The following is a 21157-nucleotide window of genomic DNA, read 5'->3' as shown; positions in this document are numbered from 1 at the left end:
GGGGCGCGGGACCGCTCAGACCTGCCCGCGCAGCCGCGCCGAGATCGACCGCACCGCGGCGAGCGACGCCCGGCGGTCGGCCCGGGTCGGCTCGCCGGCGTCGATGACCTGCTCGCCGCCCACCCACACGTCGTGGACCAGGCGGGAGCCGCCCGCCCACACCAGGTTCGACACGAGTTGCGCGTCGTCCGACGGCGCGACGAACGCGGAGTCGTCGGTGTCGACGTGCACGACGTCCGCCCGCCGCCCGGCCTCCAGCGCGCCGAGGTCGTCGCGGCCGATCGCGTGCGCGGCGTCCGCGGTGCCCATGAGCAGCACGTCGGCGGCGGTGAGGGCGGCTGCGTCGTCGGCCCCGACCCGCGCCATCAGCCCGGCCAGCCGCGCCTGGTGCCAGAGGTCCAGGTCGTCGCAGGAGGCGGGACCGTCGGTGCCCAGTCCCACCCGGACCCCGGCCCGGCGCAGGTCCAGCAGCCGGGCGGTGCCCGCCGCGAGCTTCGCGTTCGAGCCGGGACAGTGCGCGACGGCGACGCCGTGCCGGGCGTAGACGGCGATGTCGTCGTCGGACAGGTGCACCGAGTGCGCGGCCAGCACCCGCCCGCCGAGCGCGCCGCCGGCGTCGAGCATCGCCGGGACGGAGCCGTGGGCCTCGCGCACGTGGGTGTCCTCGCCGCGGGACTCCGCGACGTGGGTGTGCACCAGCGCGCCGCGCTCGCGGGCGGCCGCGGCGACCGACTCCAGGGCGCCGGGCGGCAGTGTGTAGGCCGAGTGCGGGCCGTAGCCGAGCTCGATGCGGCCGTCGTCGTCGGGGATCACGCCGCGGGCGTCGATCCGGGCGGAGACGTCGTCGCGCATCTGCTCCCAGGTCCCGAGCCGGTCCCAGCCGGGCGCGGCGATGATCCCCGGGGTGAGCACGGCCCGCGAGCCCGCGGTGCGGACGGCGTCGGCCAGGGCGTCGGTGAAGAAGTACATCTCGACGCTGGTGGTGCAGCCGGTCCGCAGCAGGTCCAGGCACCCCGCGAGCATCCCGGTGTGCACGTCCTGTTCGGTCAGCAGGCCCTCCGCGGGCCACATGACCTCGGTCAGCCACGGCATCAGCGGCAGGTCGCCGCCCATCCCGCGCAGCAGCGACATGGGGGTGTGGCAGTGCGTGTTGACCATGCCGGGCATGAGCAGCCCGGGCAGCGGCCGCACCACGGCGTCGGTCGCCGGCGCGTCGGAGGCCGTGCCGAAGAACGCGATCCGGCCGGTGTCGTCGACGTCGAGGACCGCGTCGCGCACGACCGGGAAGCCGGGCGTGCAGGGCAGCGCGACCGGGGCGGTGAGCCGCTGGAGGACCGTCATGTCAGCGGCGGTCGAGCAGCGAGCGCAGCGACCGGAACGGCGGCAGCCAGGCGCCCTCGTCGGGCAGGGTCTCCAGGGAGACGCGCGGCAGCGGCTCGCGGAACACGCCGTCGATGTCCTCGAGGTCGAGGAACGACAGCGTCTCCGAGGCCAGCGCGAACCCGGCGTACTCGCGGAAGCCGATCACCGTGACGTCGGTGCCGACCTCGATGAGCTTCTCCAGCGGCTCCCGGAACGCCCGCCCGTCCCCCGAGGCGACGACGACGTGGCGCAGCCTGCCCTCGGCCGAGCGCATGCCGATGTGGGCGAGCATGTCGTCGTCGACGTCGGAGTCCTCGCTGGTCTTCGGCTTGGCGAAGACGGCGAAACCCACGTTGCGCAGGGCCTCGACCCAGGGCCGGACGATGTCGATGCTGCCCGGGGCGACGTTGGTGAACACACAGGCCTCGGCCTCGGCCTCGGGGCCGGCGAGGTCGAGCAGCCAGCGGCCGACGGCGTCGAACCGCGGGCGGTAGGCCGAGGTGGGGCGGGCACCGAGCAGCGAACCGAGGCTCATGTCCATGTTGGGCGCGTCCCACACCAGCAGCACGCGCTCCTGCGGGCCCGTCGGAACGCCGCGTCCGTGTTGCCCCGTCCCGCTGCTCATGCCGGGGAGCCTAGCCGCCGTCGCCCCGCCCGCCCGGCCCGGCGCCCACGCGGGTGAGACTGTCCCCATGGAGAACCCACCGGCCGCGCCGGACCAGGTCGCCGCCCGGACCGCCGCGATCATGCGCGACGGCGACCGGGCGAGCCGTGCGGCGGGCGTCGACGTCGTCGCGGTCGCCCCCGGACGGGCGACGGCGACGATGACCGTCCGCCCCGACCAGGTCAACGGGCACGGGGTCTGCCACGGCGGCTACCTGTTCCTGCTCGCTGACACCGCGATGGCCTACGCCTGCAACTCCCACGGCGTCTCCGCGCTGGCCAGCGGCGCCGACATCGCGTTCCTGCGCCCGGCCCGCGAGGGCGACGTCCTCACCGCCGAGGCCGTCGAGCGCGCCGCGAGCGGCCGGTCCGGGCTCTACGACGTGACCGTCCGCACCGCCGACGGGACGGTCGCCGCCGAGTTCCGGGGACGCACCCGGCAGGTGCCGGGCCTGAGCCCGGTCGCCGCCCGGCCCTGAACGGCCCTCAGCCCTGGTCGTCGCGGGGCCGCAGGCCGTGCGGCTCCAGGAACGCCGGCCGCAGCTCAGGGTCGGGCTCGTCGTAGTAGCGGTGGAAGACCGGGGTCTGCGAGCCCGACATCGGCGGCACGATCCAGCTCCAGTCGGCCGGGCAGCGCCGTCCCGCGGCCTCCTCCTTCGCCAGGAAGGTCATGAACCGCTCGGCCTCGCTGTGGTGGTCGGCCATGGTGACGCCGTCGGCGTCGAAGGAGTAGGTGACCGCGCGGACCAGCTCGACCATCGCCCGGTCCCGCCACATCGTGCGCACCGACCGGGTGTCGAGCCCGAGCCGCTTCGCGATCTCGGGCAGCAGGTCGTAGCGGTCGGTGTCGGCGAGGTTGCGGGCGCCGACCTCGGTGTCGAGGTACCAGCCGTTGAACGGGGCGGCCGGGTACACGACCCCGCCGATCTCCAGTGGCATGTTGCTGATGGCGGGCACCGAGTGCCAGCGCAGCCCGAGCCGGGCGAACCACGGGTGCTCGGGGTGGCGCAGCGGGACCTCGTGCACGGCGTCCGGCGGGACGTCGAACAGCCGGGACCGCCCGTCCGGGCCGGTGATCAGCAGCGGCAGCACGTCGAACCGGCCCGCCGGCTGTGGCCGCGGCCACCCCATCCCGACGACGTGGTCGGTGAAGTCGGCCTGCCCCGGGTCCCCGGTGACGGTGCCGTCGGGGTTGCGGTGCCCGGCGTAGCGGACGAGCTGGTCGTTGCGGATCCGCGGGCCGGGACGCCCCGGGGCGTCCGGCGCGAACACCGTCATCGTCGAGCGGATCTTCCCGCCGCGGGTGGCGGCGCGCAGGTGCCCGACGCTCTCCTGCGCGATGTCGGCCGGGTCGTGCAGGTGGCGCAGGTCGCGGACCTGCAGCGACTGCCAGTACAGGCGCCCGATGCAGCGCGCGGAGTTCCGCCACGCCACCCGGGTGCCGAAGACCAGCTCGTGCGTGGTGTGGGTGTAGGTGCCGACGCGGTCGATCTCGGCGCGGACCTGGCGCAGCCGCTCCGGCAGCGGGACGCCCGGCTCGGTCTCGGCGTACACCTGGCGCAGGAACTCCTCGGCCACGGCCGGGTCGACCGGGGCGGGGTCCCGCTCGTCGGCGACGCCGGGGGGCGGCGGGTGTCCGCCGGAGCGTCCGTGCCCGGTGACCGGGCAGCCACCGGTGCCCTCGGCCGGGGGCGCGACACGGCTCCCGGTCGACGGCGCGCTACGGCCCTCCACCGGCGGTGCGGTGCGGCCCTCCACCGGCGGTGCGGTGCGGTTCTCCCCCGGGGGCGCGACGCGGACGACCGTGGTCGCGGCGCCCGGGCCGTCGACCCGGGTGAGGAGGTGCTCGCGGCTGCCGGCGGCCGGGCGCTGCGATCCCGGGGCCGGGGTGGTGCCGGAGCCGGGGGTGGCTCCGGGGGCCTGGGCCGTTCCCGGGACCGGGGTCGCGACGGTCGCGCGCTCCGGCAGCGGCGTCGCGACCGTGGCCCGCTCGGCCGGGGCCTGCGGGTCCCGCAGCGGCCCGGACCCGCCCGGCCCCTGCTCCCGCGGCTGCCCCTGCTCCCGTGGCGGAGCCTGCCGCACCCGCGACCGGTCGACGACCGTCGTCGCCTCCACCCCGGGTCGCGCCACGGCGGTGGTGGCCTGCACGGGGCCTTCGACCGGACCGACGAGCGGGACCATCGACACCGACCGGCCGGACCGCTCCGCGCCGGACTCCCCGGACACCGGGCCGGGACCCTGACCCGGACCCGACGGGGCGCCCGGCGGCGGGCCCGTCATCGGGCGGGGCGTCGGGCTCGGCCGGAAGCCGGGCGGTCGGTCGACCGGCCGCTTCGGTGCCGCGGGAGCGGGGTGCGAGTTCTTGCCGTGCTCCACCGTCGTCACGGGCGTCCTTCGGGGGTCACTCGGGTGGGGATCCGGGTCGGGGATGCTCCCGACCGTAGTCGGTCACTCTCCGTGTGTCACCGGTGCCGGGGGCGTGGTCGGCGACGTACAGCAGGTCACGAACCGGTCGTCCCTCCAGCCGGGCCCGGTCCTCGAACTTGGTGACCGGACGCCACGACGGACGGTCCTGCCAGCCGTCCGGACGGAGCGGGAAGCGGTCGTCTGGGCGCAGCGACGGCTCCGCGGAGACCACCCGGCGCATCTGCTCGGCGTAGTGCGGCCAGTCGGTGGCCAGGTGCAGCAGCCCGCCCGGGCGCAGCCGTGACGCGGCCAGCGCGGCGAACTCCGGCTGGATCAACCGGCGCTTGTGGTGCCGCCGCTTGGGCCACGGGTCGGGGAAGAAGATGCGCAGCCCGTCCAGCGACGCGGGCGGGACGACCCGGGTCAGGAGCTCCACGGCGTCGCCGCGCAGCAGCCGCTGGTTGGACAGATCGCCCTGCTCGATCCGCATGAGCAGCTGGGCCAGGCCGGGCTCGAAGACCTCGACGGCCACGTGGTCGACCCCCGGCTCGGCCGTCGCGAGCGACGCCGTCGTCTCGCCCATGCCGGACCCGATCTCCAGCACGAGCGGCGCGGTCCGGCCGAACGTCGCCGCCGGGTCCCACACCCCGGACGCCACGACGTCGTCGACCTCGGAACCCCACGTCGACCACAGCCGGTCCCAGGCGGACTGCTGGCCCTCGGAGAGCCGGACACGCTGGTGGACGTAGGAGCGGATCCGGGTGTCGTGCGGGTGCGGGGTCTCCGGGGCGGTGGCCCGGTCAGGCACCGGTGTTCCGGCCCGCGGGCAGCCGCACGTGGGCGGTCGCGCCGGGCAGCCGGCCGCGGACGTAGCCGGCGGCGGTGACGCCGAAGCAGGCGACGATCGCGGCGGCGGAGGCGGCGTTGCGCTCCTTCGCCTCGCGGATCACGCCCGCGGGCAGCACCTTCATCGTGTAGCTGCTCTCGGTGGACAGCGAGTCCCCGGTCCCGACGACCTTGGACACGGCGGCCTTGGAGATCCCCTCGGCCCAGCCGCGGCGCAGCAGGTAGCGCCAGGAGACGCGGTCGTCGGACACCCGGTGGTCGACGGCGGCGCGCGGCTCGAACAGGATGCGCGGGTTCCGGCCGTCGGCGACGTAGGCCTGCCGGGCCCGGATGCAGAGCTCGGTCTCCTCGCAGCCCAGCGGGTTCTTGCCGATCCGGCCCATGTCCTCGGCGAACCCGCCGACGCGGGTGAACACCTCGGCGCGCAGGGACATGTTGCAGCCCATGAGGTTGCGCATCTCGGCGCGCTCGGTGGGCTGGCCGGTGTAGGTGCAGCCGACCACCCAGTCGAGCTCACCGGTGGCGTTCGGGTCCCCGGGGGCGGCACCGGGCAGCGTCCGCGGACGCCCGTCGGGCCACTTCGGGTGCGCGACCCCGCCGACGCCGATGACGTCCGGGTCCTCGTACGGGGCGAGGAGCGCCTGCAGCCAGCCGGGGCGGGCCGCGGCGTCGTCGTCGAGGAAGACGACGACCTCACCGGAGGCCAGCTCGACCGCGGTGTTGCGGGCGCCCGACAGGCCCTGCTTCTTGTCGTTCGCGACGACGACCACCCCGAGCGGCCCGAACTCGCGTTCGGCCCGCTCGCGCAGGCGTTCGTTGTGGTCGACGACGACGATCGTCTCCAGCGGGGTCACGTCCTGGTCGAGGACCGAGTCGACGGCGGCCTTGATGTCGAACCAGCGCTTCTCGGTGTAGACGCAGACGACCACGGTGGCGGTCGGCAGGGCGCTCACGGCGTTCGGGCTCCTCATGCTGCGGGATCCGGCGGGGGCGGCCGGAACGGGCGGCGCCGTGGGGCCTAGCGGGCGTACCCCGAGGCCTTGCGACGCTGCTCCATGCGACGGTGCTCGGCCATCAGGGTACGCAGCACGCGCGTGCCGTCGGCGAAGGTCCGCAGGTTGGTCTCGCCGAACATGCGCTCGCGCTCGACCGACGGCACCTCGGTGATCGTCAGGTCGGCGGCCGCGACGCGGCAGTTGAGCACGGTCTCGATCTCGAAACCGTCGCCCCAGAGCATCGAGCCGTCCTCGGGCTGCGGCGCCGCCGGGTCCGGGAGCTCGAGCTGCGGGAGCAGGTCGGCCCAGAAGGCGTTGTAGCCGTAGCAGAGGTCGGAGTACCGGGTGCCGAACAGCCGGTTCGCGACGGTGTTCAGGCCGGCGTTGCCGGACTTGCGCAGCAGCGTGATGTCGTCCGAGCCGCCGCCCTTGCAGAACCGGCTGCCCTTGGCGAAGTCGGCGCCCTTGACCAGCGCGTTCACGAAGGCCGGGATCTCGTTCGGGTCGGCCGAGCCGTCGGCGTCGAACATGACGATGACGTCACCGGTCGCGGCGGTGAAGCCGCAGGCCATCGCGTTGCCCTTGCCCTTGCGGGTCTGGGTGATGACGCGCGCCCAGGGCAGCGTGCGCCGTGCGACGGCGACCGTGTTGTCGGTCGAGTTGCCGTCGACGACGATGACCTCGTGCACGGCCGGGCGCACCGCGGCGATGGCCGGCAGCACGATCTCCAGGTTCCGGGCCTCGTTGCGGGTCGGCACGATCACCGACACCGCCGGGTTCGCGCTGCGGCGCGGAGCCGGGCGGGGCCGCGGGCGACGGAAGCCCTCGGGTCCCTCCGGCTGCGGCGCCAGCGGAGCGCGCCCGCCGGGTCGGGCAGGGCTCGCCGGGAACGGCGACTGTCCGGCACCGGCACCGTTCTGACGCCCGGGGCGCGCGGGGGCGCTCGCATCGGGCGTGACGGTCGGGCGGGCGGGCGTAACGGCGCTCACACTTCCTCCATACAGGTCCGCTTACTCGTCCAACGACGCGATCACGGTCCGGTTGCGGTTCTGGTGTCGGGCGTCTTCGGTATTGCCCGATCAGTGGACGTCCCTGGAGCCCGTGGGGTTGCCCCGGTCGGCTGATTCGTCCGTGTCCACGCTGCGGTTCAGCCTTGCCCATGAGAAGGGACGACGATCACCCGGGTCCGCTGCGCAGTCCTACGGATCCGTCCCGGACCGGTCCCTCCGACACTGTCCGGCATGGACCGGGAACCGCTGTCGGGCAGCATCGGACCGCCGCTGCGCACCGCGCTCGACCAGGCCCGCGCCGATCTTCTGGCGACGTTGTCGGTGCAGGTCGACGGCCTGGCGGCGGACGCGGCCCGGCGCGCGGGGCGGGCCGGCGACGTCCGGTGGTGGACGGCCGCGCTCGACGGTCCCGCCCGCACCCTCGACGACGCCTGGGCGCGCCGCAGCGGACCGGTCCTGCGCCGCCGTGCGGCCGCGGCCGCGCTACGACATCAGGGCGCACACGTGACGCATGTCACTCACGGTCCGTCACCGTCGTGTGGCGGGGCTCTCGTCGCCGCGGCGGCCCGGGCGCTCGCCGTCGCGCCGGGCCGGGAACGCGGGGCGTGGTCCGGGGCGGTCCTGTCCGGATCGGCGGTGTCGGTGCTGTCGCTCCTCGTGGCCGGCGCGCGGCTGCTCCCGGCCGCGGGCCCCGGGGTGCTGCCCGCCCTCGCCGGGCTCGTCCTGCTGGTGGGCGCGCTCGTCGCGGCCCGGGTGCGGACGGTCCGCTCCACCCGGGACCGTGCGCTGGCCCGGCGGGTGCGCGACGCGGTGCTCGTCGCCGCGGACCGCGAGCTGCTGCGGTGGATCTCGGACGCGGAGCGGTCGCCGACGGGGTGGGCCCTGCCGCAGCGGGCGCCGCACCCCATGCGCCCCACGGAGGAGCGCCCCACCGGGGAGCCGGCCCGTGCGTGCTGAGCCGCCGGTACCGGTCGGGAGCACGGTCCTGGCGGGCGCGGTGGTCGCGGCGGCGCTGCCCGTGCCCTGGTGGATGCGGGTGCCGCGGGCCCGCTCCGGCGTCGTGGGGTCGGTCCCGGTGTCCGGGCCCGCCGCCCGCGACGCCGACGGCGACGGCGTGGCGGAGACGCTCGTCGTCGACACGGTGCGAGGTCCGGAGTTCTGGACCGACCTCGACGGCGACGGTCTCGCCGACGCGGTGACCGGTCTTCCCGGCGACCCCGGTTGAGTCCCGGGGTCAGTCCTCGGGCTGGTCGGCCGGGGCGCGGCCCTCGCCGTCGGTGCTCGCGCCGCGCCGGAACCGGCCGACGCCGCGGCGCTGCTCGGCGATGGAGCGGTCGATGTCCGCGGACACCTTCTGCTGGCGGCGCCGCTCGCGGATGCGCAGCAGCACGAGCATCGAGACGCCGTAGGCGATCCCGACGATCAGCAGCACGGCGCCGATCTTGAACACGATCTGCTGCACGCCGGTGATGCTGTCGATGTCGATCACCGAGATCATGCCGAGGACGCCGAGGGTCAGCAGGTGGAACAGCACCACCAGCAGCCGGTTGATGGAGTGCGACGTCTCCGTGTTCTGGAAGACGTCCTCCAGGAACGGCTGCCCGGTGCGCAGCAGGATCTGGCCCACGACCACCGTGATCGCCACTCCGACCACGACCAGTGCGAGATAGCCGCCGGTTCCCTCCACAGTGGGCCCCTCCCCGTGCGTGTGCAGGGTTGGAGACTACCCCGCGCGACCGGTTCGACGCGCTCTGCGCGCGAGGTGTTCATCCGTTTCAGGAGCGGGCGGCGAGCAGCTCCCGCAGTGTGTCGAGCAGCTCGTCGGTCGACACCCCGCCGGTGAGCGGCGCGCCGGTCAGCGTGCGCAGGTAGAGGCCGTCCCCGACGAGCTGCACCAGCCAGGCCACGACCGGGTCGTGGATCTCTTCGCCGAGCGCGGCGAGCCCGTCGGCGTCGACGTCGGCCAGCGCGCTCCGTGCGGCCTCCCCGGAGGTGGTGCCGTCGGCGATGCGCAGGGTCGCGAGGTAGGTGCGGGTCAGCCCGACCGGCGAGGTGTTGCCCGGCATCGAGGTGCGCAGGTAGTAGGCCACGGTGCCCGCCGCGTCCGAGCGCATGAGCTCCGCGTCCCGGGCGCTGCGTTCGCGCAGCCGCTCCAGCAGGCCGCCGACCAGCGACTCCTTGGAGTTGAAGTGGTATAGCAGCCCGCCCTTGGACACCTCGGCCGCCGCCGCCACCGCGTCGAGGGTGGCGCCACCGGGCCCCTGCTCGATCAGCAGCGTCTCGTACGCGTCGAGGACCCGGTCGCGGGCCGAGCCCGGTCCCCGTGTCCCCGCGTTCCGTCGTTCGGAGTGGGACGCCATGGGCGAAGCCTAGTGCCCGTGCCCCGCCTCACAGTCCTGGCCGGGAATGGACTGTACCGTCTGGACGGTATAAAGATGTACCGTCCGGACGGTAAAGCTGCGTCCGGATCAGGGCACCACGGGACGACGAGTACGAGGGAGAACGGCGATGTCACGGCCGGAGGTCGGCGCAGGGGACGCGGCGATGGACAGGGGCGGGCCGGACGTGGCGCCGCGACCCGGGCCGCGCGCCTGGCTCGCGCTCGCGGTGCTCGCCATCCCCACGCTGCTGGTGTCGATCGACAACACGGTGCTCGGCGTGGCGCTGCCGGAGCTCTCGGCCGCGCTCCGCCCGGACGCGGCGACGCTGCTGTGGGTCGTCGACATCTACCCGCTGGTGCTCGCCGGCCTGCTGGTCACCATGGGCACCCTCGGCGACCGGATCGGCCGCCGCAGGCTGCTGATGATCGGCGTCGCCGGCTTCGGTGCGGTCTCGCTGCTCGCCGCGTTCGCCACCTCGGCCGCCCAGCTCGTCGCGGCGCGCGCCCTGCTCGGCGTGTTCGGCGCGATGCTGATGCCCTCCACGCTGGCGCTGCTGCGGTCGGTGTTCCTCGACCGGACCCACCGCAGGCTCGCGCTGGCGATCTGGGCGACCGGGTTCGCCGCGGGCGCGGCGCTCGGCCCGATCGTCGGCGGGCTGCTGCTCGAGCACTTCTGGTGGGGCTCGATCTTCGTGATGAGCGTGCCGCCGATGGCGCTGCTGCTCGTCGTCGCGCCGCTGGTGGTGCCCGAGTCGCGGGAGACCGAGCCGGGCCGGCTCGACCTGGTCGGTGTGGTGCTGTCGCTGCTGACGATGGGACCGCTGGTCCTGGCCCTCAAGCTGGCCGGGTCCGCGGGCGGGGTGACGCCCGCCGTCGTCGCGTCGGTGCTGGTGGGTGTCGGCTCCGGGGCCGCGTTCGTCGCCCACTACCGGCGACGCGTGCGGCGCGGCCTGGACCCGCTGATCGACCTGGAGCTGTTCGCCCGCCCCGTGCTCCGGCACAGCGCGCTGGCCAACGCCACCACCATGTTCGGGCTCACCGGGCTGCTGTTCTTCTCCGCCCAGTACCTCCAGCTGGTCGTCGGGTACTCGCCGCTGCAGGCGGGCCTGCTCCTGCTGCCGGGCTTCGTGGTGACGGTCGTGGCCGGGCTCGCCGCCGCGCGGCTGGCCCGCCGGTTCGCGTTGCACCAGCTCGTCGCGACCGGGCTCGCGCTCGTCCTGACCGGCTACGTGGTCTGTCTGTTCCTGCAGGTGGACTCGGCGGTCGTGCTGCTGATGACGGCCGCGGTGCTGATCGGCGCGGGGATCGGGCTGTCCGAGACCGTCACCAACGACGCGATCCTCGCCGCCGCCCCGCCGGAGAAGGCCGGCGCCGCGGCCGCGGTCTCCGAGACCGCCTACGAGGTCGGCGCGGTGCTCGGCACCGCGCTGGTCGGCGGGGTGCTGTCCGCGGTGTACCGGGCGGGTGTCGTGCTCCCCGACGGGACGCCGTCCTCGGCCGGGGAGACCCTCGGCGGGGCGGCGGACGTCGCGACGACGATGCCCGCCGACACCGCGGCGGCCCTGCTGGCCTCCGCGCGGGAGGCGTTCGTGCACGGGGTGGACGTCGCGTCCGGGGTGGCGGCGGTCGCCGTCGCGGTGGTGCTGGTGACGGCCGGGCTCGGTCTGCGCCGCGCGCACCGGGACGTCCTGGCGGCCGGTGCCTCCGCAGTGGACGCCGACGCCGGGCACGCGGTCGCGCGCCGCTGACCGCTCGTCGCGGGGTGTGAGCATCGGGTGACCACCCGTGACGGTCACGGGTGACCGTCCGGCCGCCCGGACGGGTGGTTCCGGCGACGCGCGGCCCCGTCGGACGCTCGTTCGGCGGATCCGGTGTGCCCCGGCTGGTTCACTACGGCTCGTCCGCGGCGACCGGTGCCGGTTGCCGGTGCCGACTCCACACGGGAGACAGCCGTGCCGTACGAGGTGGTCAGCGCCTACACCCTGGTGCTCGGGGAGCACCCCGGTGACTCCGTGGACCGCGACGCCGGGGATCCCGGCACCGAGGACCACGACGCCGTCCCGGCCCGCCCGGAGGTCTCGGTCCACACCACCGCCGAGGACGCCTGGCGTGCGCTCGACGCCGGCGTCCGTGAGCGCTGCGGGATGCGGCCCCGGCCGCGCCGGCGGATCGACCCGGACGCCGTCGTCCGGCTCGCCGACGCCTGGCGGGCCGGTGATCCCGGCACGCGCTACTGGCAGGTGACCGCGCACCGGCTGCCGATCATGGTCCCGGAGCTCGCGCGCGCCGTCGCCTCCGTGCGCTGACCACTTCCGTTCCTGAAAGCCCTAAGTGGGTTCCGGGAATGCGTTGAAACGGTCGCTTCCGGCCTGCGGGTGAATTTCCGCGACGCTTCTCCCGGAATGTGCGTGCCGATGTCACGGATCGTCGCCGAATCGGTCACCGGGAACAGGTTGCGTTCGTGTGACATGCCTGTCACCTGGGCGGACATTGCCGTCCTCCGTCGGCTACTGGATCGATTTACATGATCGGTGCTGTGCCTGACCTCTCAACTCCACCCATGGGTGGCGCACTATTTCGCAGGTAGCCTCGGAAACCACCTTTTCCCGTCTGGGCCCGTTGCCGACTCCGGTCGCGGGCCCGTCGTAGTTCCCCCGGTGACGGGCCGGGGCCGGCGAGGAGAACAGGACGACATGACTGCAGCGACCGTTCCGGGCACCGACAAGGCACCGACCACCAACCAGGGCGTCGCGGCCTGGGTCCAGGAGATCGCCGAGCTGACCGCCCCGGACCGCGTCGTGTGGTGCGACGGTTCGGACGAGGAGTGGACCCGGCTCACCGACCAGCTGGTCGAGCAGGGCACCATCGTGCGGCTCGACCCGGAGAAGAAGCCGAACTCCTTCTACGCCGCGTCCGACGCCGGCGACGTCGCCCGCGTCGAGGAGCGGACCTTCATCTGTACCGAGACCGAGCGCGGTGCCGGGCCGACCAACAACTGGGTCGCGCCCGCCGAGATGAAGCGGACGATGACCGAGCTGTACCGCGGCAGCATGAAGGGCCGGACCCTCTACGTGGTCCCGTTCTGCATGGGCCCGACCGACGCCGAGGACCCGAAGCTGGGCGTCGAGATCACCGACTCCGAGTACGTCGTGATCTCCATGAAGATCATGACCCGGATGGGCGCGCACATCCTGCCGCTGCTCGACGAGGCCGGTGACCGCTGGGTCAAGGCCCTGCACTCGATCGGCGCCCCCCTGGCCGAGGGTCAGGCGGACGTCCCGTGGCCGCACAACGAGGACAAGTACATCAGCCACTTCCCGGAGACCCGGGAGATCTGGAGCTACGGCTCCGGCTACGGCGGCAACGCCCTGCTGGGCAAGAAGTGCTACGCGCTGCGCATCGCCTCGGCCATGGCGCACGACGAGGGCTGGCTCGCCGAGCACATGCTGATCCTCAAGCTGATCAGCCCGGAGGAGAAGGCCTACTACGTCGCCGCCGCCTTCCCGAGCGCCTGCGGCAAGACCAACCTCGCGATGCTGCAGCCGACCGTGCCCGGCTGGCGCGCCGAGACCGTCGGCGACGACATCGCCTGGATGAAGTTCGGCGAGGACGGCCGGCTCTACGCCACCAACCCCGAGTTCGGGTTCTTCGGCGTCGCGCCGGGCACCAACTGGAAGACCAACCCGAACGCGATGCGCACCATCGAGGCCGGGAACGCGCTGTTCACCAACGTCGCGCTGACCGACGACGGCGACGTGTGGTGGGAGGACCTCGAGGGCGACCCCCAGCACCTGACGGACTGGAAGGGCAACGACTGGACGCCCGACTCGGACGCCAAGGCCGCGCACCCCAACTCCCGCTACACCGTGCCGATCGACCAGTGCCCGGTCGTCGCGCCGGAGTGGAACGACCCGAAGGGCGTGCCGATCTCGGCGATCCTGTTCGGTGGCCGTCGCAAGACCACGGTCCCGCTGGTCACCGAGGCCCGCAGCTGGCAGCACGGCACCTTCATGGGCGCGACGATGTCCTCGGAGAAGACCGCGGCCGCCGCCGGCACGGTCGGTGAGGTCCGCCGCGACCCGATGGCGATGTTGCCGTTCCTCGGCTACAACGTCGGCGACTACTTCGCGCACTGGGTCAACACCGGCAAGGGCGCGGACGCGGACAAGCTGCCGAAGATCTTCTACGTCAACTGGTTCCGCCGCGGCGAGGACGGCCGCTTCCTGTGGCCCGGTTTCGGTGAGAACAGCCGCGTCCTGAAGTGGTGCATCGAGCGACTGGAGGGCAAGGCCGCCGCCGTCGACACCCCCATCGGGTTCGTGCCGACCGCCGACCAGCTCGACCTCGACGGTGTCGACGCCGAGCGCGCCGACGTCGAGGCCTCGCTGGCCGTCGACGTCGAGGAGTGGAAGGCCGAGATCCCGCTGATCGAGGAGTGGTTCGCCAAGATCGGCGACGACAACCTCCCGACCTCGATCCGCGACGAGTTCGAGGCACTGAAGCAGCGCCTCGGCGCCTGACCCACCGCGGCCCCGGCCGCGCGAGACCCACGGAGCCCCCGCACGCCGTCCGGTGTGCGGGGGCTCCGTGCTGCGTGCCGACCACACCGGCGTCGTCAACGAAAGTGTTGATTCGTGCGCTGCGGTGTGGTTTGTTCGTCGCGTCCGTTTCCGGAGCCCGCGGGTGGCTCCGACCGGCTCGACCACAAAGGAGTGGCACGGCATGGACGGGACCCCTGCCCCGGGCGCGACGACGCTCGGCACGCAGCCCTCGGGCACCGCCACCTCGACGCGCGCCGCCGCAGGTAGCTTCATCGGCGGCGTCGTCGAGTGGTACGACTTCTTCATCTACGGCACCGCCGCGGCGCTGGTGCTCAACGACGTCTTCTTCCCCGACGCCGACCCGGCCGCGGGGACCCTGCTGGCGCTCGCGACGTTCGGGATCGCCTACCTCGCACGACCCGTCGGCGGCATCGTCTTCGGTCACATCGGCGACCGGATGGGCCGGCGGGCGGCCCTCGTGGCAACACTGATGTTGATGGGCGTCGCGACGTTCCTCATCGGTGTGCTCCCGACCCATGCGGCGATCGGGGTGTGGGCGCCCGCGATCCTCGTCGTGCTGCGGCTGGCCCAGGGCCTGGCCGCCGGCGGCGAGCTCGGCGGTGCGTCGGCGCTGGCCGTCGAGCACGCGCCGCCCGGGCGTCGCGGGTTCTTCGGGGCGTTCGCGATGTCCGGCTCCTCGGCCGGGATCGCGCTGGGCTCCGGGGTGTTCGCCCTGGTGCTGACCCTGCCCGAGGACCAGTTCCTCGCCTGGGGCTGGCGGGTGCCGTTCCTGCTCAGCGCGCTCGTCGTGGTGGTCGGGTTCGTCATCCGGCGCAAGGTGCCCGAGCCCGAGGTCTTCGTCGACGCCGTCGCCGACCCCGCCGCGGGCCCCGCGGCCACGGCGCCGGTGCAGGCCCGCCTGCCGCTGCTCGGCGTCCTGCGCACCTACGCCCGGCCCGCGCTGGTCGCGGTGGTCGTCTACTCGGCCCAGGTCATCGCGTTCTACCTGGTCACCGTGTACTCGGTCTCCTACGCCCGGGCGAACCTGGACGTGTCGGTGCCCGCGCTCGTCGTCTCCGCGGTCACGCTGACCACGCTCGCCAACATCGCCATGAACCTGGTGTGGGGCGCGCTCTCGGACCGGGTCGGCCGCCGTCCGGTGCTCATCGGCGGGGCGATCGTCCAGGCCGTCTTCCTGTTCGCGTTCTTCGCGGTGCTGCCGAGCGGGAACTTCCTGCTGATCCTGGCCGCGATGCTCGGGACGCTGTCGTTCGGGCAGGCCGCGATCGTCGGGGTCGTGCCGGCCTACTTCTCCGAGATGTTCGGCACGACGGTGCGGGTCACCGGGATCGGGCTCGGGGTGGGGGTCGCGTCGATCGTCGGCGGGTTCACCCCGCTGGTCGCCGCGGCCGTCGCCGGTGCCGGGGGTGGCTGGGTGCTGATGTCGTCCATCGCGGCCGGGGTCTGCGTCGCGGCCTGCGGCGCCGTACTGCTCCTGCGGGAGACTCGCGACCTCGACATCACCCGGATCGGGGAGGACTCCCGGGGCTGAGCGGCGCACCACGTCACGGGGTCCCGTCCGCCGTCCCCCGCGGACGGGACCCGGGTCGAGACTCGGTAACGGCGTTCCCACGACCGGTGACAGCGAACGTTGCTCGACGTAACGTGCCCGACCGGGCCGGCTCCACGACGGCGTCGGTCGCGCACGGTGCACGAGCAGGGGGCGGCATGGTCACGATGGAGCGACCGGGAGAGCCAGGGGCCGGGGGGACGGGCACGGCCCGTCGTCGCGACCCGAAGCAGATCGCGATCTGGGTCGCGGTGGCGGTGGTGGGGGCGATCGCCTGGTCGATCGTCGCGTTCACCCGCGGCGAGCAGATCTCCGCGGCCTGGCTGGTGTTCGCCGCGGTCGCCTCCTACGCGATCGCCTACCGCTTCTACTCCCGCTTCATCGCCCATCGCGCGCTGCGCGTGGACGACACCCGGGCCACCCCGGCCGAGCGTCTCGACGACGGGCAGGACTTCCAGCCCACCGACCGCCGGGTGCTGTTCGGCCACCACTTCGCGGCCATCGCCGGCGCCGGCCCGCTGGTCGGCCCGGTGCTCGCGGCGCAGATGGGCTACCTGCCCGGCACGATCTGGATCATCGTCGGTGTCGTGTTCGCGGGCGCGGTCCAGGACATGGTCACGCTGTTCTTCTCCACCCGCCGCAGCGGGCGCAGCCTCGGCCAGATGGCCCGCGAGGAGATCGGGCCGGTCGGCGGGACGGCGGCCATCGTCGCCGTCCTCGCGATCATGGTGATCCTGCTGGCGGTGCTGGCGCTGGTCGTCGTGCAGGCCCTGGCAGACTCGCCGTGGGGCACGTTCTCGCTCGCGATGACGATCCCGATCGCCCTGTTCATGGGCTTCTACCTGCGCTACCTGCGACCGGGGAAGATCATCGAGGTCTCGGTGGTCGGCGTCGCGCTGATGCTGCTGGCCATCGTCGGCGGCGGCTGGGTGCAGAACTCGTCGTGGGGCGAGGTCTTCCACTTGACCGCGAACCAGCTGACCCTCGCGCTGGTGGTCTACGGCTTCGCCGCCTCGGTGCTGCCGGTCTGGATGCTGCTCGCGCCGCGCGACTACCTGTCGTCGTTCATGAAGGTCGGCGTGGTCGTGCTGCTGGCCGCCTCGATCCTGCTGGCCTGGCCGTCGCTGCAGATGGACGCGCTGACCCGGTTCGCCTCCGACGGGCAGGGCCCGGTCGCGGCGGGCTCGCTGTTCCCGTTCGTCTTCATCACCATCGCCTGCGGTGCGCTGTCCGGGTTCCACGCCCTGGTCGCCTCGGGCACGACGCCGAAGCTGATCCAGAAGGAGTCCCAGATCCGGGTCATCGGCTACGGCGCGATGCTCACCGAGTCCTTCGTCGCGATCATGGCGCTGGCCGCGGCCTGCATCCTCGACCCCGGCCTGTACTTCGCGATGAACATGCCCGCGACGGTGCTCGGGCCGACCGTCGAGACCGCCTCCGCCGCGGTGCAGCAGATCGGATTCACCATCTCCCCCGCCGACCTGACCGCGGCCGCGCAGGCCGTGGAGGAGCAGACCCTGGTCGGGCGCTCCGGCGGGGCTCCGACGCTCGCCGTCGGGCTGTCGACGGTGTTCTCCCAGGTCTTCGGCGGCGATGCGATGCGCGCGTTCTGGTACCACTTCGCGATCATGTTCGAGGCGCTGTTCATCCTCACCACGGTGGACGCCGGCACCCGCGTCGGGCGCTTCATCCTGCAGGACACGATCGGCAACGTCTGGCCGCGCTTCCGCGACACGAGCTGGCGGCCGGGCGCCTGGATCTGCAGCGCGGTCATCGTCGGGGCCTGGGGCTACCTGCTCTACGCCGGCGTCAACGACCCGCTGGGCGGGATCTACCAGCTCTTCCCGCTGTTCGGCATCGCGAACCAGCTGCTCGCGGCGGTCGCGCTGGCCGTCTGCACGACGCTGCTGATCCGCACCGGCCGGGCCCGCTACGCCTGGATCACGCTGGTGCCGCTGGTGTTCGACGCCGTGGTCACGCTGACCGCGAGCTACCAGAAGATCTTCTCCGACAACCCCAAGCTCGGGTTCTGGGCCCAGCGCGACCAGTACCAGGCCGCCCTCGACGCCGGGAAGACGAGCCTGGGGACCGCCAAGACCGTCGAGGCGATGCAGAAGGTCGTCGTGAACACGACCGTCGACACCGTGCTCACCGCCCTGTTCGCGGTGCTCATCGTGATCGTGCTGGCCGACTCGGTCCGGGTGTGGGTCGCCGCGCTGCGCGGACGCCCGCTGCCCGGCGGCTCCGAGGACCCGTACGTCGAGTCCCGGATCCAGGCGCCGGCCGGGCTCATCGCCACCCGCGAGGAGCGCGAGCTCGCGCGGACCGGGGGCTCCGGATGAGCCGGGTCCGGGCGTTCTGGACGTTCCTGCGCGAGCTCGCCGGGGAGCGCGACTACGAGCGGTACCTGGCCCATCGGGCGGCCCACCATCCGGGTGCGCCGGTGCTGGGCGAGCGCGAGTTCTGGCGGGAGCGGACCGACCGTCAGGACCGCGTCCCGTCCGCCCGCTGCTGCTGACCCGGGTATTTCACTCCGATGGAGCAGTGCCCGGACGGACTCGGTCACCCACTGTGGACGGCGGAGGGTGCCGAAGGGGGCGTCGTTGCACGGTGTCGACGAGATCGGCCCAGCGTGGCGCCCCAGCAGGTAGCCTCTCGCGGGAACCGGGGACGTCCGAGTGGACGAACCCGCACCCGTCGTGTGCCCCGAACGGGACCCGGCTCCGTCGCTCGTCGTGACGGTGGCCGACCGGTCCCGGCCGGAAAGTCGCGGCGGAGGCGGAACACCGGGCCGTCCACGGCGATACACACCGTGAACGTCGTCCCCGGGGCGACGACACAGGTACGGCGGAGGTGTGAGGCGAGATGCTGGACGTCCGGGTGTCCGAGGACACGGACATCGACGCGCTCGTCGCGTTCGTCGAACGGCTGGCGTCGGCCGGCCGCGGCGGCGCGGCACCGCGGACGGCGGCGGCGCGGATCACCGGCGACGTGCGCGCCGGCCGGGTGCCCGCCGGTCTGCGGACCCTGTCGACCGCGCTGGGGGCCGCGGCCCCGCCGCGCCCCGAGGAGGACCCCGCCCACCCGTCGACGCTGCTCGGCGTGGTGGCCGAGGAGCCGCTCGTCGTGCTCTCCGACACCAGCCCCGGCGAGCTCGCCAGGGCGCTGGCCGAGCTGACCGGCTACGGCATGCGCGTCCTGCTGACCGGTGCGCCCGCCGAGCGCGTCGCCGCGGTGCACGACGCGCTGCCGGCGAGCGTCGCGGGCCGCGTCGCCACGTCGTTCCCGGAGCTGCCGGTCCCCGAGCTGCAGCGGCTGCGCCGCCTGCTCGCCCGGGTCGGCGCCGACCGCGCCGCCCGGCGCGGCCAGCAGCTCCCCGACGCCGACGGCATGCCCGACCCGGCCGACGTCGCGGGCTGCTGCGAGCGGGCCGGACGGGTCGTGGCCGGAGCCGAGACCGGTGAGGCCCGGATCGTCCCCGGCCTGCTGCGCGACCTCGACGCCGACCGGCGCGGGGCCGTCACCCAGGTCGCCCGCTGCGTGCTGCGCTCGCTGGAGTCCATCGCCGCGGCCCCGGACGCCGACCGGCTGCGCGAGGTCGTCGGCCGCCTGGTCCACCAGGGTCTGCGCGCCGAGTTCGAGGCGCTCCAGGGCCACTCAGCCCGGCAGCGCGACGACCGCGCCCGCTACGCCGCGGGCCCCACGGTCGAGATCGTGGAGCCGCTGCCCCAGGGCGGCGCCGACGTGGTCCGCCGCTACCTGGACTTCCTCGACTCCGGCGGCCGGACCCGGTCCTACTTCCGCCCGCAGGAGCAGAAGGACGCCGAGCCGCACCTGCGCCGCTTCCGCGTCGCCGGTGAGGCCCCGCAGAACTACGACCACGTGGTCGCGATCGTCCACCACCTCGACCTGGCCCGCCGCGACGACGAGATCGCACGGCTGTGCTCGGTGCTGGGGCTGCCGATCCCGCGGGACCCCTCCGAGCTGCCCGCGCTCACCGACACCCTGGACCGGGTGGCGGCGACCGCACGGTCGGTCGGCGCGCTCCGCCACGACGTGCTGTTCCTGCAGCAGGACTCCCCGGTCTCGGTGCCGGACCTGGCCGCCGCGGAGCGGGTCGCCCGCGCGATCGTCGACTACGACGAGCACGGCGACCCCGCCGAGGCCGCCGACGAGCTGGAGCGCCTGGCCGCCACCTGCGCCGACCGGGTGCCCGACGGGGCACGGGCCCCGGAGCACGAGGCCGTCGTCGCGGCGCTGCGGGCGCACGACCCGCAGGCCTACACCGACGCGTGCGAGGAGCTCGACCGCGCCCGGCGCGAGGTCGCCGACCGCGACGAGCTGGACCGGCTGCTCGGCGAGCTCGCCGGGACCCATCCGCAGCTCGCCGAGACCTGGGCGGCCGACGCGGGCCGCGGCGTCCCGGGCTTCGGCCTGGTCGTCGCCGAGCCCGTCGACGACGTCCTCGGCACGCTGCCCCCGGCGGACACCGCCGACCTGGTGGTCGTGCTGGGTGCGGGTGCGATGCAGGCCGACGGGCTGCTGCTGACCGCGGCGGCGCCGCGGATGCTCGCCGTCGTCGGGGACGAGCCGCGGGCCGCCTCGTCCGGGACGACCCTGCTCGAGGTGCTGAACCAGGCATCGGCGCGGTTCCTGCGCGGCACCGGGGACCGCACCGCCGCCGTGCGGCCGGACCCCGCGGTCCCGGTCGTCCCGCCGCTGTCGTCGGTGCCCGCCGCCCGTACGGCCGCGGAGGCACCGGAGGTCCCGGTCGCCGTCCCGGCGCAGGCCGGACCGGTCACCGCCCGCGAGGCGGTCGAGACGCCGGTGCCCGCACCGCGCCCGGCCCCGCGCGGGTCGGACACGGCGCCGCGTGACGACGCGCCGTCCCGCCCGTCGACGCCGTCGGCGATGGCCCCGGGCCCGCGCCCGGCCGTCACGGGCGGCCGGGAGGACTGAGCGTCAGCTGCTCGCGCGGATCCCGTCGGCGACCTGCGCGAGCAGCACGAACGGGTCGGTGTCCGGCGGCCCCGCCGGCTGCCAGCGCTGCCCCGAGCCGGGGTCGGCGACGCGGTACAGCGTCCAGCTGCCCGGCCCGGGGTCGTCGGCCCGCAGCTGCGCCAGCGCCGTCGACGACCACGCCGCACCCAGCTCCGGGAACGCGGGCGGCCGCCGGTCGAGGATCGTGACGGTGCTGCCGGCCGTGGTGTAGGCGATCCGGCGCCGGTCGCTCTCGCCGTCGGGTACCTGCTCGGTGCACCAGGTCGCGAGCTGCGTGCGGACCTGCTCCGGGACTCCCATGGCGCGACATGGTCCCCGATCGGGCCTCGCGCGGGGAAGGGCGGCCTCCGTCGGAGGTCGTAGGCCGCAGTGCCGACCTGCGC

19 protein-coding genes are annotated in these 21157 nt (G+C 74.2%); 10 read left to right on the top strand and 9 right to left on the bottom strand.

Annotated elements, in window-relative coordinates:
- Window positions 1-15 precede the first annotated feature (15 nt).
- Window positions 16-1341, bottom strand: coding sequence for an amidohydrolase family protein (locus KPL57_RS32370; protein WP_226354424.1), 1326 nt, complete (start codon window positions 1339-1341; stop codon window positions 16-18).
- 1 nt (window position 1342) lies between these two features.
- On the bottom strand, window positions 1343-1987 hold the full coding sequence (locus tag KPL57_RS32365; protein ID WP_073576110.1) for an NYN domain-containing protein: 645 nt from the start codon (window positions 1985-1987) through the stop codon (window positions 1343-1345).
- A gap of 67 nt (window positions 1988-2054) precedes the next feature.
- Here KPL57_RS32365 and paaI point away from each other — a divergent pair, with 67 nt between their 5' ends.
- Complete coding sequence (gene paaI, locus KPL57_RS32360) at window positions 2055-2504, top strand: hydroxyphenylacetyl-CoA thioesterase PaaI (protein WP_374203818.1); 450 nt, start codon at window positions 2055-2057, stop codon at window positions 2502-2504.
- 7 nt (window positions 2505-2511) lie between these two features.
- On the opposite strand, the gene KPL57_RS32355 is transcribed toward paaI, so the two are convergent.
- The 4 genes from KPL57_RS32355 to KPL57_RS32340 all read right to left on the bottom strand — a co-directional run bounded on the left by KPL57_RS32355 (window position 2512) and on the right by KPL57_RS32340 (window position 7261).
- Entirely contained in the window at window positions 2512-3603 is a 1092-nt protein-coding gene (locus KPL57_RS32355; protein ID WP_308016892.1) for a nitric oxide synthase oxygenase, read from the bottom strand.
- 823 nt (window positions 3604-4426) lie between these two features.
- On the bottom strand, window positions 4427-5239 hold the full coding sequence (gene trmB / locus KPL57_RS32350; protein WP_226354423.1) for a tRNA (guanosine(46)-N7)-methyltransferase TrmB: 813 nt from the start codon (window positions 5237-5239) through the stop codon (window positions 4427-4429).
- On the bottom strand, window positions 5232-6230 hold the full coding sequence (locus KPL57_RS32345) for a glycosyltransferase family 2 protein (protein ID WP_226354422.1): 999 nt from the start codon (window positions 6228-6230) through the stop codon (window positions 5232-5234). Before KPL57_RS32345 ends, trmB begins: the two co-directional genes overlap by 8 nt.
- A 65-nt stretch (window positions 6231-6295) precedes the next feature.
- Window positions 6296-7261: a glycosyltransferase family 2 protein gene (locus KPL57_RS32340; protein WP_226354421.1), complete on the bottom strand. Its 966-nt coding sequence runs from the start codon at window positions 7259-7261 to the stop codon at window positions 6296-6298.
- A 252-nt stretch (window positions 7262-7513) separates the two neighbouring features.
- On the opposite strand from KPL57_RS32340, the gene KPL57_RS32335 reads away from it, so the two are divergent.
- Together KPL57_RS32335 and KPL57_RS32330 are read left to right on the top strand one after the other, a co-directional pair.
- The gene (locus KPL57_RS32335; RefSeq protein ID WP_226354420.1) at window positions 7514-8239 is read left to right on the top strand and encodes a hypothetical protein; all 726 of its coding nucleotides are present in this window, start codon (window positions 7514-7516) and stop codon (window positions 8237-8239) included.
- Window positions 8229-8507, top strand: a complete 279-nt coding sequence (locus KPL57_RS32330; protein ID WP_226354419.1) for a DUF6802 family protein — start codon at window positions 8229-8231, stop codon at window positions 8505-8507. Before KPL57_RS32335 ends, KPL57_RS32330 begins: the two co-directional genes overlap by 11 nt.
- A 9-nt stretch (window positions 8508-8516) precedes the next feature.
- Here KPL57_RS32330 and KPL57_RS32325 read toward each other — a convergent pair whose 3' ends face one another.
- Window positions 8517-8969 (bottom strand): hypothetical protein, encoded by a 453-nt coding sequence (locus tag KPL57_RS32325; protein ID WP_226354418.1) that lies wholly within the window; start codon window positions 8967-8969, stop codon window positions 8517-8519.
- Window positions 8970-9057: 88 nt separating this feature from the next.
- Window positions 9058-9642 carry a TetR/AcrR family transcriptional regulator gene (locus tag KPL57_RS32320; protein WP_226354417.1) on the bottom strand — a complete coding sequence of 195 codons (585 nt, stop codon included), beginning with the start codon at window positions 9640-9642 and terminating at the stop codon, window positions 9058-9060.
- A 148-nt stretch (window positions 9643-9790) separates the two neighbouring features.
- On the opposite strand from KPL57_RS32320, the gene KPL57_RS32315 reads away from it, so the two are divergent.
- The 7 genes from KPL57_RS32315 (at window position 9791) to KPL57_RS32285 (ending at window position 20732) form a co-directional block, all read left to right on the top strand.
- Window positions 9791-11410 carry an MFS transporter gene (locus KPL57_RS32315; protein WP_226354416.1) on the top strand — a complete coding sequence of 540 codons (1620 nt, stop codon included), beginning with the start codon at window positions 9791-9793 and terminating at the stop codon, window positions 11408-11410.
- Between the two features lie 204 nt (window positions 11411-11614).
- Window positions 11615-11968: a hypothetical protein gene (locus KPL57_RS32310; RefSeq protein ID WP_226354415.1), complete on the top strand. Its 354-nt coding sequence runs from the start codon at window positions 11615-11617 to the stop codon at window positions 11966-11968.
- Window positions 11969-12355: 387 nt separating this feature from the next.
- Entirely contained in the window at window positions 12356-14182 is a 1827-nt protein-coding gene (locus tag KPL57_RS32305; protein ID WP_226354414.1) for a phosphoenolpyruvate carboxykinase (GTP), read from the top strand.
- Window positions 14183-14384: 202 nt separating this feature from the next.
- Window positions 14385-15755, top strand: coding sequence for an MFS transporter (locus KPL57_RS32300; RefSeq protein WP_226354413.1), 1371 nt, complete (start codon window positions 14385-14387; stop codon window positions 15753-15755).
- Between the two features lie 185 nt (window positions 15756-15940).
- Window positions 15941-18115, top strand: a complete 2175-nt coding sequence (locus KPL57_RS32295) for a carbon starvation CstA family protein (RefSeq protein WP_226354412.1) — start codon at window positions 15941-15943, stop codon at window positions 18113-18115.
- Entirely contained in the window at window positions 18112-18291 is a 180-nt protein-coding gene (locus KPL57_RS32290) for a YbdD/YjiX family protein (protein ID WP_073576102.1), read from the top strand. The genes KPL57_RS32295 and KPL57_RS32290 overlap by 4 nt, the downstream gene beginning before the upstream one ends.
- Window positions 18292-18638: 347 nt before the next feature.
- Window positions 18639-20732: a hypothetical protein gene (locus KPL57_RS32285; protein WP_226354411.1), complete on the top strand. Its 2094-nt coding sequence runs from the start codon at window positions 18639-18641 to the stop codon at window positions 20730-20732.
- A 3-nt stretch (window positions 20733-20735) separates the two neighbouring features.
- Here KPL57_RS32285 and KPL57_RS32280 read toward each other — a convergent pair whose 3' ends face one another.
- A complete protein-coding gene (locus KPL57_RS32280) occupies window positions 20736-21074 on the bottom strand; it encodes a hypothetical protein (protein ID WP_208822755.1) in 339 nt (112 codons plus the stop codon).
- Between the last annotated feature and the right edge of the window lie 83 nt (window positions 21075-21157).

It is taken from the genome of Pseudonocardia sp. ICBG601 (assembly GCF_020496245.1).
Note: the sequence above shows the minus strand (reverse complement) of the source record. Positions and strands in the feature narration are given on the sequence as shown.

Bases quoted from the DNA above. Each gene is read 5' to 3' on its own strand.
- KPL57_RS32290 (WP_073576102.1), top strand. From the start codon at position 18,112: ATGAGCCGGGTCCGGGCGTTCTGGACGTTCCTGCGCGAGCTCGCCGGG.
- KPL57_RS32315 (WP_226354416.1), top strand. From the start codon at position 9,791: ATGTCACGGCCGGAGGTCGGCGCAGGGGACGCGGCGATGGACAGGGGC.
- KPL57_RS32320 (WP_226354417.1), bottom strand. From the start codon at position 9,642: ATGGCGTCCCACTCCGAACGACGGAACGCGGGGACACGGGGACCGGGC.
- KPL57_RS32335 (WP_226354420.1), top strand. From the start codon at position 7,514: ATGGACCGGGAACCGCTGTCGGGCAGCATCGGACCGCCGCTGCGCACC.
- KPL57_RS32365 (WP_073576110.1), bottom strand. From the start codon at position 1,987: ATGAGCAGCGGGACGGGGCAACACGGACGCGGCGTTCCGACGGGCCCG.
- KPL57_RS32305 (WP_226354414.1), top strand. From the start codon at position 12,356: ATGACTGCAGCGACCGTTCCGGGCACCGACAAGGCACCGACCACCAAC.
- KPL57_RS32300 (WP_226354413.1), top strand. From the start codon at position 14,385: ATGGACGGGACCCCTGCCCCGGGCGCGACGACGCTCGGCACGCAGCCC.
- KPL57_RS32295 (WP_226354412.1), top strand. From the start codon at position 15,941: ATGGAGCGACCGGGAGAGCCAGGGGCCGGGGGGACGGGCACGGCCCGT.
- KPL57_RS32280 (WP_208822755.1), bottom strand. From the start codon at position 21,074: ATGGGAGTCCCGGAGCAGGTCCGCACGCAGCTCGCGACCTGGTGCACC.
- KPL57_RS32370 (WP_226354424.1), bottom strand. From the start codon at position 1,341: ATGACGGTCCTCCAGCGGCTCACCGCCCCGGTCGCGCTGCCCTGCACG.
- paaI (WP_374203818.1), top strand. From the start codon at position 2,055: ATGGAGAACCCACCGGCCGCGCCGGACCAGGTCGCCGCCCGGACCGCC.
- KPL57_RS32285 (WP_226354411.1), top strand. From the start codon at position 18,639: ATGCTGGACGTCCGGGTGTCCGAGGACACGGACATCGACGCGCTCGTC.